Source organism: Nitrospirota bacterium, assembly GCA_023229435.1.
Taxonomy (GTDB): Bacteria; Nitrospirota; UBA9217; order UBA9217; family UBA9217; genus JALNZF01.
The window spans coordinates 250,107-261,927 of record JALNZF010000002.1 but is presented as its reverse complement, the minus strand read 5'-3'; the positions used below and the strand labels follow the sequence as shown (position 1 = coordinate 261,927).

General features: G+C 51.3%; 8 protein-coding genes. All 8 read left to right on the top strand.

Going from position 1 to position 11,821, the window contains the following annotated elements; genetic code table 11:
• The first annotated feature begins 3 nt into the window (after positions 1-3).
• Positions 4-4,389: an Eco57I restriction-modification methylase domain-containing protein gene (locus M0R70_02780; GenBank protein MCK9418284.1), complete on the top strand. Its 4,386-nt coding sequence runs from the start codon at positions 4-6 to the stop codon at positions 4,387-4,389.
• Between the two features lie 14 nt (positions 4,390-4,403).
• On the top strand, positions 4,404-5,468 hold the full coding sequence (locus M0R70_02775; GenBank protein MCK9418283.1) for a nucleotidyl transferase AbiEii/AbiGii toxin family protein: 1,065 nt from the start codon (positions 4,404-4,406) through the stop codon (positions 5,466-5,468).
• Between the two features lie 24 nt (positions 5,469-5,492).
• A complete protein-coding gene (locus M0R70_02770) occupies positions 5,493-6,023 on the top strand; it encodes a hypothetical protein (protein MCK9418282.1) in 531 nt (176 codons plus the stop codon).
• Between the two features lie 17 nt (positions 6,024-6,040).
• On the top strand, positions 6,041-6,580 hold the full coding sequence (locus tag M0R70_02765; protein MCK9418281.1) for a hypothetical protein: 540 nt from the start codon (positions 6,041-6,043) through the stop codon (positions 6,578-6,580).
• Positions 6,581-6,649: 69 nt separating this feature from the next.
• Complete coding sequence (locus M0R70_02760; GenBank protein MCK9418280.1) at positions 6,650-7,084, top strand: hypothetical protein; 435 nt, start codon at positions 6,650-6,652, stop codon at positions 7,082-7,084.
• 132 nt (positions 7,085-7,216) lie between these two features.
• Positions 7,217-7,642: a hypothetical protein gene (locus tag M0R70_02755; GenBank protein ID MCK9418279.1), complete on the top strand. Its 426-nt coding sequence runs from the start codon at positions 7,217-7,219 to the stop codon at positions 7,640-7,642.
• A gap of 106 nt (positions 7,643-7,748) precedes the next feature.
• Complete coding sequence (locus M0R70_02750; protein ID MCK9418278.1) at positions 7,749-8,045, top strand: DNA replication protein DnaD; 297 nt, start codon at positions 7,749-7,751, stop codon at positions 8,043-8,045.
• Positions 8,046-8,129: 84 nt separating this feature from the next.
• Positions 8,130-11,756 (top strand): transcription-repair coupling factor, encoded by a 3,627-nt coding sequence (gene mfd, locus M0R70_02745; GenBank protein ID MCK9418277.1) that lies wholly within the window; start codon positions 8,130-8,132, stop codon positions 11,754-11,756.
• The last annotated feature ends 65 nt before the right edge of the window (positions 11,757-11,821 follow it).

The window sequence follows — 11,821 nt, the reverse complement described above, 5'->3', positions numbered from 1 at the left end:
CGAATGGCAGTAAATGCGTCACAAGAAATAAGAGAAAAGATAAAATCAGCGCTTGTCGATTTCGACACAAAGCCGCTCAATACGGCTGCGCGCGCTTTATTCGACGTTCTTGGTTACAATAGCCAACGCGACGAACGAGTTTTGAAAATATCTTCAAATGATGATTTCTTGCATTGGTTGAATGCTTCCGGGATCGGCGGCAAGTTGACGGATAAAGATAGAAGCGAACTCTTTTCATCGGTAAAGAGTCTCCACTTTCTGTTCCAGCTGACCGACGCGGACATCAGAGAAAAAATCGGGCCTGTTCAAGGTTCTCTCTTCGATTCCTCAACGGCTGTCGATAGGGCTAAGATTGAAAGTTACCTGTTCTTCGCGGTATCTCTGAATCCAGGCGTTCCGCGTACCCGCACAGCTCTTGCCAAAATCGTACGTCTTATAAACAAGCCGCTCCCGATGCCCGCTCTTGTCCTCTTCCGGCATGGAGAAACACTTACCCTTGGAGTAATCAACCGAAGGCTAAATTTAAAGGCAGCGGACAAGGATGTCCTGGAGAAGGTCACCGTCATCAAGGATATCAGCATCAAGAGCCCCCACCGGGCGCATACTGAAATACTTTTTGACCTTTCTTTTTCCGAGCTTCGCCGAGAACCGGGGTTCGAGAACTTTGTTCAGCTGCATAACGCATGGAAAAAGACACTCAACATCCAAACCCTCAATGAAGGCTTCTTCCGGAAGATACGCAACTGGTTCTACTGGGCTCGGTTGAATGCCAGCTTCCCGGAGGGCGCGAAAAAGGACGCCGACGGCCGCGATTCGGAATCCGTGATCCGGCTGCTCACGCGCATGATCTTCTGCTGGTTTCTGCGCGAAAAGAACCTTATCCCCGATGAACTCTTCTCGGAACGATCAATCGAAGCTTTGCTCGACAAATGGAAAGCCGCGGAGATCGGGCAGGATGCCGAAGGCCGCTACTACAAGGCAATTCTTCAGAATCTGTTCTTTGCCACTCTCAGCACACCGATTGAAGAGCGTAAATTCAGAACGAATTACTCATACAAAGGCAGGAACAAACATTACGGTGATCAGCGGTTCTTTCGCCATTGCGGCCTGATCTCGGAAAAAGCTCCGGTCGAAGATTTGTATAAGTCGATTCCCTTCCTGAACGGCGGCCTCTTTGAGAATCTTGATGAGATTCCGGGGCAGGGCGATCCCTCTATCACGAAAGAAAAACGCATCGATGGTTTCTCCGATGTCGAGCAGAAACAGCCGGCTGTTCCGGACTTTCTCTTCTTCGGGATTGAAAAACCGGTCCCAGAAATAGCCGAACTCCTTGGCGAGAAAACGGCCCCGTTGGCGATGGGCCTGCTCAACATCTTCCGGGATTACAAATTTACGATTGAGGAGAATACCCCGCTCGAAGAAGACATTGCGCTTGATCCGGAACTCCTCGGCCGGGCGTTTGAGAATCTGCTGGCAGCGGTTAACCCCGAGACCGGCACGGTTGCCCGGAAATCGACCGGTTCCTTCTACACGCCCCGCGAGATCGTCAACTACATGGTTGACGAGGCGATTGTTCGCTATCTGTTAGAAGCGGTGAGTGCAAAAGGGAATCACGCACCCGATCTTGAAGAAAAACTGCGCCAACTGGTTTCAGAAGACCTTGAGTTGCAGCCCTTTAATGAACAGGAAACCGACACAATTATTTCGATCGTCAGCCGCCTGAGAGTCCTTGATCCCGCCTGCGGGTCCGGCGCGTTCCCGATGGGCGTTCTTCATCGTCTCGTTCATATTCTGCGTAAGCTCGATCCCGGCAACACCCGTTGGAAAGAAACAAAACTCGCCACTTTGCCGCCTGAGATGCGTCAGAAGGCCGAAGACGTTTTTCATTCCGAATCATTCGACTACTCGCGCAAGCTGGAACTGATCAAGGATTGCATATACGGCGTTGATATTCAGCCGACGGCCATTCAGATCAGCAAACTGCGTTTTTTCCTGTCCCTGGTTATTGAACAGCACGCCGGGAATTCCATCAGGCCACTCCCCAATCTTGAAACAAAGTTCGTGTGCGCAAACGTATTGCTTGGAGGGACTCACCCTGACGGTTGGTCTCTGTTCCAGCATCAGGTCGAGCAAAAGGAAAAAGAGATTCTCGTTGTTCGTTCCAAATATTTCTACGCTATGACGAAAGCTGAAAAAGACGCTTGTCGAAACGAGGATCGCCGTCTGCGGAAAGAGATGAGCGACTTTATCGAACAACTCGGCGGAAGCGACGCGCACGCGCTTGCTTCGGTCGTCGCGGATTGGGACCCTTACAAAAGCGGCACAGTGGCCGAGTATTTTGACCCGGAGTCCATGTTCGGCGTTTCAGACGGCTTCGATATCACCATCGGCAATCCGCCGTATGTCCGGGCCGATGAACAGTCGGAATGGAACCAAAAACAACGTCGGCAGGTAGTTGCGAGTAAAGAGTATGAAACTCTCTGGGAGAAGTGGGACCTCTTCGTTCCATTTATAGAGCGGAGCTTCAAACTTCTTAGGCCCGGTGGAGTCTCCACGCTGATTGTTTCGGATGCTTTCTGCCATGCAAAATATGCTCAGAAACCACAGAACTGGTTCCTACAAAACGCGCGCGTCGTTCGCCTCGACTTTTGTAGCGATCTAAAGATATTTGATGCTGCAGTTCATAATCTTATATATTTCTTCCAAAGAACAGACGGTAGCCATAATATTCCTGATCGCCGTGTTCATAAAGACGAGTTCGGGAATGTAGAGAAGCTATCGAGTGACGAGCAAGTGAAGTTGACATATAGGGCCTTCTTCCCAGATGCGGCTAGTAGCGGGCATGTTAATTCATCAAGTATTACATTGTCACAGATTTGTTACATAAGCAAGGGAATGGTCGTTTCCTCTGATGAACGGCGTGCACAGGGTGCATTTCGCATGGAGGATGTCGTTTCAGAATTGAAAGATGAAGAGCATCCAAAGAAATTTGCAGAGGGAAAGCATCTATCCTCGTGGTTGCCAAGTTGCACTAAATGGTTGGAGTGGGGAACAAAGCGAGCGCCAAGCCTGTTTAGTCGCCCAACATTTCGAGAGTTGCATGAGGTCGCCGAAAAGATTCTTGTACAGCGTAGCCCGGGTCCCGATCCAAAATGTTGCTATGACGACCAACAAATTCACTTCACTGAAAGTACGGTTGGCTTTGTTTCATGGCATATGCTCGCAGATGTCCGAAATCGATCACTCCAAAAAGTTGCCCGATATCGCGGAGAGAAGCGGCGTCCTGATCTGCCTATGCGAGAAGATTTAGAGGCAATAAGCAATCGATTTGCCGCAAAGTATCTTGTTGCAGTAATGAACTCTTCGGCAGCGCGCGCATTTCTTAGGTCAAACCGCCGTAGCAATATTCATCTTTATCCTGATGACTGGAAAAAACTTCCAATCCCTGACGTTCCTAAAGACAAGCAAACACCGATCGTTCATATCGTTGACCAGATTCTTACTCTTCGCCGGGGAAATCCCGAAGCTGATATTGCCGAGCTTGAGGCAAGGGTTGATCGCATGGTAACGGAATTGTACGGGATCGGCGTACACGTTGCCCATATCGATGCGGTCTTGCCGGCGATGACAGCCGAGATATATGTGTCCAGTGAATCCGGAAGGAAGCAGTTGTTGCGCGATCAGGTATTGCCCGAGTTGCGTTTAAAGGGGCCATATTTCAGCGTAGAAGTTCTGAAAAGGATTTTGAAGGAACGCAAAGAGACCATAGAATCTACGACACTAAATCGATATCTCGTCGAGTTGGTTGATGGCGGCTTTATCTTTGATGCCGGTCGCGGCTGGTATTCATTCTTAAAAGATCCGGCAATGTTAAATAAGGATTCCGTCAAGGAACTTGTGTCGGAGGTTCGCAAAGAATTTCCTTTGCTGCGCTTCGCCGCGTGGTCAACTGACCAGTTCAATCCCTGGCTGCATCATTTGATCGGTCAACCCGTGATTCTTCTTCATGTTGAAAAAGACGCCATGAAGGACGTTGCCGCTCGTCTTGAGGAAAAGAACTGGAAAATTGCGCTCAATCCGCGCGGAGGCCATGCACAGGTTACTCCGCAACCGCGCGTTGTGGTCATCAGGTCGCTTCATTCAGCTGCGCCGGAAGCAGCGGACGGTTACGCGAAGCCGGAGCAGGCGCTTGTTGAATTGGGGCTTGAAGTTGAAGCGCTAAACCTGATATCGGCAGCCGAATATCGTGCAATGGCTTCGCGGTTAGTCGGGGAACAGCATGTTTCAGTCGCTACCTTATTGAATTATGGGGCAAAGAGGCGCTTAGAACCTAAGGATATTTTCGATAATCAATTAGCGGCACTTTTTAAGGAATTTGCCGTTAATTGATTTAAGGCCAAATCATGATTGCAACTCATTGTTTTCAAAAGGATTGGGCTTTAGCCAAACGCAGTGAGTTAGGCGGCGGCGATCCCACATTAATAGAGAAAACAGTCCACGCCTTTGCTCTTCTTTGCCATCTGGCGCACAGAGGCGTGCCCATGGTTTTTAAGGGCGGAACCAGCCTGATTCTCAGATTGCCACGATTCAGACGCCTTTCGATCGACATAGATATTCTTTGTCCTCTGCCTGATAACGATCTCGACACTCATCTAAAACAGATTGCCTTAGAGCCGCCATTCATTCGATACGAAGAAGACGACCGGGGGCATGACCGCTTGCCTGCGCGGCGGCATTTCAAATTCTATTACAACTCAGCAGTCAACAATAATTCACCTGAATACGTTCTTCTTGATGTTGTCAAAGAGGAGGCTCAGCATCCCTATGTGGAGAACATAGTCATTGCATCGTCTCTGTTTGACGTGACGGGTGACATTCGGGTTGATGTGCCGGTTATTGAGAGTCTTCTCGGTGATAAACTTACTGCTTTTGCACCGTGTACCGTCGGCGTTCCTTGCACACCCGATTATGCGATGCAGGTGATGAAGCAGTTATTTGATGTTGGTGTCCTGTTCGATGTAGCTTCCGATTTTGGAAGGGTCGCACAGGCATACGATGCAATTTTTGCAGCTGAAAATATGTATCGCGATGGGGCACATACGGTCGAGGCTGCTCTCAACGATAGTATCGAGACGGCACGGCTCATTGGTCACTTTGGCCTCAAAGGGTCAGCGCAAAATGAACAGCAAATTTTGCTTGAACGGGGCAGATCTTCTCTGACCAGTCATCTGTGCGGGACCTCTTTTTCGGGCGCGCAGGCAAAAGTAGCTGCAGCAAAAGCAGCATATCTTGCGACATGTTTAAGAGATCGGAACTTAGATGGGATAATACGAAGAAGACCATTTAATCCGGACGGCGTCGGCGAATTGCGCGAAATTGTTTTGCCTGACCTCGTTCTTCAGAGATTGCGGGGTGGCAATCCCGAAGCTTTCTATTACTGGGCGCTCGCATTAGGACTGTTATCGTGACGGAGTGTAATGTAGGGGTGCGATTTGGAAACGACTGAAAAGATAGTCGAAGCCTATGTTCGATATGTCAAAGGATGGTTCACTTTGCCGAATATCAAATGCGATGGCCAAATGGAAATTGATTTGCTAGCCTTGAATACGGCCAATCCGAACAACCCCGAGCGCTATCATATCGAGAGTGGTGTTTCAATATCCGGCAATTTTTCGAAACTGACTAATAAGCCTTTTTCCAAAGACGATCTGAAAATTCGTGTTAAACAGGCGGAACAACGACGAACACTTGGTTATTTTGTTGATCGAAAATTCAATGATCCACAGGTCATTGTCAAGTTAGAACAATATGGGTTTACACCGGGCACTTATCGCAAGGTGATCGTGTCGTGGGGTTGGGAGGATGACGTTCCGAGCGCAGCTGAAAGAGCCGGAGTCTTGCTTTGGGATTTCAAAGAGATACTTCACGAAATTGCACATAGTGGGCGTGCATGTAGAACGTATTTTACTGACGATACTATGAGGACTCTTCAGCTCATGGCGAAGGCTATTGATTTCAATTAAAGCAGAAAGGCCACACTATGATAAATCAATTATACATAGAGCGCGCTTTGTTCGTTGTTGGCTTACAAAACACGGGCAAATCCACTCAATTAAGAAGCATGCTCGCGGATCCTCGATTTGGGGCAAATGGACGTACTGCGTCGTCGAAAAGAATCAAAATCATTCAACTCAGCAATGAAAGAAATCTGTATATAAGATTGTCGTCTCCTCATGAAAGTCGCCTGACGCCACAGAAATTTATACGGGGTATTCAAAGTAGAATGCGAGCGGGGCGCTGGTGCTTTGCCGGAGCCCTTCATCCCAAGCCGCTTAATAAAATGCCAGACGCTGCTGAGTCTATAGCGTTGTTTCAGGACAAATTCAACGTGGAAAGAATTCGGGTTTGTTTCCTTTCGCCGGATAAACGCGGTCAGTGGTTGAATGAAAATGAAGAAATTAGAATTGAAGGTTTGTTGCGACATTTAAGAAAAATCGGCAATGTTGAGTGCATGTTTATTGATGCCAGATCGAGGAAGGCCAATAGTTTATTGCTTTCTGACTTTTTTGATTTCAGCTAGCCAGCTACACAGATCTTGGGGCATTAGACTCGCTTGTTATCCTTTCAATATTCGTACTGGGAGTTGCTCATGGATGATGAGTTATGTCAGAAAATGAAAGCCATCAATTGGAAGTGGGCGGATAAAGACCCGAACGCTCTTCAGGTCCTTGAAGGGCGGATTGCAGATGCCGGAAGCATGCTCGGCATAGTTGTTTACTCCGATCTCGTTCGAGGTATAGATTTCCATGTGCCAACAGTAAACAATGGCAATGCTTATCGAATACAAACACATGAATGGTCCGGCTTCGACAGGGGATTAATTGGAGAATTTCTCGGATATATATCGATGCGGTCATATTGCGAGCACGGATTCATGGCGAGCGCATTAGTAGTGAATAAGATAGAATTTAAGCCTAGTGATCATTTTTTTCAGTGGATGGAGACGCTAAACGTACTTCCGGATACTACTGATGATACTGTGTTAAAATTTTGGATCGAAGAAGTTAATAAAGCGCACAATTAGTATAAGGCTGGCCGTAGATAGAGGTCTTCATACGCGACCCATAATTATGCGGATGAAGCCAGCGCGTCATATCAATTATGACAACTGATAATCACAATTAAACTGAAATATTATTATAGAGGTGTTGATTTTATGAGTAAACATGATAATAAGGATGATGGCTATTTTGAGGGCTACGCCCAATTTGCGGGTGTTCTGAGAACTTGGCTGATAGCTTACGGTATTGGTGGACCAGTCTTATTCGTCACTCAGGCGCAGCTTGCAGATAAATTATCTAAATCAGGCCAGGCCCATTTTATTGCAAGTCTCTTCTTGGCTGGTGTTTTTCTTCAAGTGGTAGTTGCGTTACTTTATAAAGGTGCAATGTGGTACCTCTATGTTGGTGAGGAAGATGAAGATATGCAAAAAAGAAAACGTTATATAATATCAAGTTGGCTGGCCGAATCTTTTTGGCTCGAGATGCTTTTTGATTTAGCATCAATAGCGTTGTTTATGTTTGCGACAAGTATTGTTTTAGATATACTTACGTCAACTGTTATAGCACAAGTGCATCCGTGAAAAAACTTCATTGGTGCCGGTCTATATTGCTGCACTTTGTACATACGCGACTCGCAGTGCGTGGTTTTTTGCCTTTGCATATTGAGGCCGTGAAAAGGGCGCTTTTATGAATAAAGAAAATCCGACTACCACCATTACCCCATTTGAACGCATCCGCCGAACAAATTCGACAGGCAACGAATTCTTCTGGTCGAGCCGGGGTTTCGCCCAGGTGCTTGGATATACGGATTACCGCAACTTCGAAGCTGTCATCGAAAAAGCGCGCACTGCGTGTTTTAACAGCGGCCAATGTGTCGAAAACCATTTCGTTGAAATCACCGAAATGGTCGGCATTGGGAGCGGGGCGCAGCGTCCGATCTGGACGGTGATGCTGTCTCGTTATGCCTGTTATCTGGTCATCTGAGTGCCCTCAATCATCGTTGCTCTTCCCAAAAACACACAGATCATGTTGCGCCGCTGCCGTTCGGTATGTTATAGTACTTTTTCCATGAAGACCCTGCGCGACATCATCCAGCCGGTGCTCTGCGATATCCAGGCCGGGCACAAAACCGTTGAAGTAAGCGAACTCTGGGGGGCTGCGAAGGCCTTTTTTTTATTCGGTCTCCAGCACGAATCACGCCGACCGGTCATTATCGTGACCGCCACAGAGGAAGAAGCAGAAACGCTTGCTGAGGACCTGCGGTTTTTTTCCGGGCAGAAGAACCTGTTCACCACGGAGGCTGCAGAGGGAACAACACCGCTAGAAAATCCCCCTGTATCCCCCTTCCCCGATAAAACCATTCGAGGACAAGTTTCCAAAGGGGGAGAAATAAATGCCCCCCCTTTAGCAAAGGGGGGAGGGGGGGGATTTGAAATATTCCTCTTTCCTGCCTGGGGCGTGCTTCCCTTTGAGGCGGACTCGCCCGACAGCCGCACCGTGGGCGAGCGCATGCGCTTCCTGTACAGCCTCATCTCCGGCAGCCCGGGGATCTTCGTGGCGCCGGTCACGTCCCTGATGCAGAAGCTTCCGCCCTGGGAGCTTTTCGTTGATTCAATAAAAACCATAACCACCCAAACACAGATCAATCCCGACGGCCTCATTGCCGCGCTGGTTGCCACGGGCTACGAATCAGCCTCCCTGGTCACGCGCGTAGGCGAGTTCAGCAGGCGCGGCGGGATCATTGATTTCTTCTCGCCATTGCATGAGAACCCGGTCCGCATGGAATTCTTCGGCGACGCGATCGAGTCCCTGCGCGAGTTCGATCCCGAAACCCAGCGCTCCACGGGAGAGATCCGGGAGGCGGTGGTGCTGCCGGTGCGGGAACTGATCCTCAATGAGAAGGGGATCGAACGATTCAAAAAAAGACTTCAGATAACCACGGATGAAAACGGTTTCACAACAGACGAACGTATCAATCAAATACAGCAGGGCATCCTCCCGCCAGGCGGCGAGTTCCTCGCCCCGTTCTTCTACGAGATGGAGAGCCTGTTCCACTATCTGCCCGTAAACAGTCTCTTCGCGCTCATCGAGCCCGATGATCTGAAAAAAGAGCTCGAGGACCAGATCAGAAAGAGAGAAGAGGGCAGACACGAAGAGAAAGAAGAGGGGAGAATACTGCCGGAGGTCGCCGAGCTGTATCTTGACCGGAAGGGGATAGAGGCCGGGCTTTCAAAGTTCCCCTTGCTCAACATCCGCCTGCTCGGCTCAGGAGCGGGGCATCGCATGGACACGAAATCCTCGTCCTGGCTCAGCGTTCGCCTCACGAAGCCGATCGAGCGGGAGCAGCGCGAGCAGGAGCAGAGGCCTGTTGAAGGCACGATGGCCGGGCTCGTGGAAAAGCTGAAACGGCTGAGAGAGTTCAACCGTGTCGCGCTCGTATGCGGCACGGACGAGGCCGCGGCGCGGCTAAAAAAACTGTTCATGGAATACGGCCTCGGCGTTGCGCTCGGCCCGCATCTTCCTGACCAGCAGTCCGGGCCATGGCCGATCATGGCAATGATCGGCAGGCTGTCGGATGGGTTCGCCTGGCAGGAGCTGGGCGTCGCGCTGATCACCGAAGAAGAGATCTTCGGCAGGAAAGTGCATTCCGCCAGAGGCGGAACGCCAAGATCCAAAGTCGCTCCGTTCCTCTCGACGTTCAAAGAGCTCAAGCCCGGAGACTTCGTGGTCCATACCGACTACGGCGTTGGCGAATACCAGGGCCTGACGCACCTCAGCGTTGACGAGTTCGAGACAGACTTTCTCACGCTCCGCTATGAACCGGACGCGAAATTATACGTTCCTCTTTACAGCCTCGACAAGGTCCAAAAGTATATTGGAATAGAAGGTTCGGCCCCGAAGCTCGACAAGCTCGGAGCGCCCGCGTGGGCACGGACAAAAGAGAAAGCACGGAAGGACATCCTCGAGATGGCCCAGCAGCTCGTGGCCATCTATGCCGCGCGCGAGGCCATGCAGCGGCCGTCCTTTTCGCCGCCGGACAACCTTTACCGCGAGTTCGAGTCCGCGTTCCCCTATGAGGAGACACCGGACCAGCAGAAGGCGATCGAGGACGTGCTCGCGGACATGCAGCGCCCCCGGCCCATGGACCGGGTCGTGTGCGGTGACGTGGGGTATGGAAAGACCGAGGTCGCGCTGCGGGCCGCGTTCAAGGCCGTGGAGGACGGGTATCAGGCCGCGGTGCTCGTACCCACGACGCTGCTTGCGGACCAGCACTTTCGCACCTTCTCCCAGCGGCTTGCGCCCTTTTCGGTCCGCGTGGACATGCTTTCGCGCTTTCGGACAAAAGCAGAACAGAAGGAAACCCTCAAGGGCTTGAAGAGCGGCACCGTGGACATGGTCATCGGCACGCATCGCCTGATCCAGAAGGACATTCTTTTCAAGAACCTCGGACTGCTCGTGGTGGATGAGGAGCACAAGTTCGGCGTCAAGCACAAGGAGCGCATCAAGGAATTCAAGAAGCTTGTGGACGTGCTCACGCTTACGGCCACCCCGATCCCGCGCACGCTCCACATGTCGCTCGCGGGCATCCGGGACCTCTCGATCATCCAGACGCCGCCGCTCGACCGCCAGGCCATTCAGGTGGTGCTCGCGCGCTTCGGCAAACGCGTGGTCCGCGAGGCGATCGCGCACGAGCTCGCGAGAAACGGCCAGGTATTCTTCGTGCACAACCGGGTCCAGGGCATCGAGCGCATGGCCGACTTCATCCGGAACCTGGTGCCCGAGGCAAGGGTGGGTGTGGCGCATGGCCAGCTCAAGGAAGACAAGATCGAGGACGTGATGACGAAGTTCCTTGCCGGGAACCTGAACGTGCTGGTGACCACGACGATCATCGAATCCGGCATCGACATCCCGACCGCCAATACGATCATCATCAACCGCGCGGACCGCTTCGGTCTGGCGGACCTGTATCAGATCAAAGGCAGGGTCGGCCGGAGCAGGGAGAAGGCCTATGCCTATCTGCTGGCCCCGGCGGACGAAGCGCTCTCTGACACGGCGCGCAAGCGTCTCCGAGCGATCCAGGAGCTGTCCGAGCTCGGCGCCGGGTTCCGCATCGCGGCGCAGGACCTCGAGACGCGCGGCGCCGGAAATCTGCTCGGCAAGCAGCAATCCGGCCATATCGCGGCCGTGGGCATCGACCTCTACACCCAGATGATGGAGGAGGCCATGGCGGAGCTGCGCGGCGAAACGGTTTCGGAAGTGCCGGACACGCTCATTACCATGCGCGCGTCGGCCTTTATACCCGAGGACTACATAAGCGACGTGAGCCTGCGGCTCGCGGCGTACAAGGAGATCTCGAGCATGAGCCTTGAAACGGAGCTGAAGGACCTCGCTGATGAGCTTCGCGACCGCTACGGTGAGCTGCCCGAGCCAACGGCGAACCTGCTCGAGATCATGTCCATCAAACTGATCGCCAAAAAGGCAGGTGTTGCGCGGATTGACGCGGGCAAGAACATCGTGAATATCACCTTTACCGTGAACGCGGGCATTTCGCCCGACCGGGTCATGACGCTCCTCAAAAGGAACAAGGGAAGGATCAAGCTTGTCCCGGAATATACGCTTCAGATCGCTTTGCCTGACCAGACGCTTCGGACCGCGTCGGAAGCGGTGAAAAAGTGCTTGCAGGAACTAGTGTAGTGTGTTATAAGAATAAGCGTTTTATGCACTAGAGAGAGCCTTACCAAAGGACGTAAATTCACTTA

Excerpts from the sequence above, each read along its gene's own strand:
- M0R70_02780 (MCK9418284.1), top strand. The coding sequence starts at position 4 with ATGGCAGTAAATGCGTCACAAGAAATAAGAGAAAAGATAAAATCAGCG.
- M0R70_02760 (MCK9418280.1), top strand. The coding sequence starts at position 6,650 with ATGGATGATGAGTTATGTCAGAAAATGAAAGCCATCAATTGGAAGTGG.
- M0R70_02755 (MCK9418279.1), top strand. The coding sequence starts at position 7,217 with ATGAGTAAACATGATAATAAGGATGATGGCTATTTTGAGGGCTACGCC.
- M0R70_02765 (MCK9418281.1), top strand. The coding sequence starts at position 6,041 with ATGATAAATCAATTATACATAGAGCGCGCTTTGTTCGTTGTTGGCTTA.
- mfd (MCK9418277.1), top strand. The coding sequence starts at position 8,130 with ATGAAGACCCTGCGCGACATCATCCAGCCGGTGCTCTGCGATATCCAG.
- M0R70_02775 (MCK9418283.1), top strand. The coding sequence starts at position 4,404 with ATGATTGCAACTCATTGTTTTCAAAAGGATTGGGCTTTAGCCAAACGC.
- M0R70_02750 (MCK9418278.1), top strand. The coding sequence starts at position 7,749 with ATGAATAAAGAAAATCCGACTACCACCATTACCCCATTTGAACGCATC.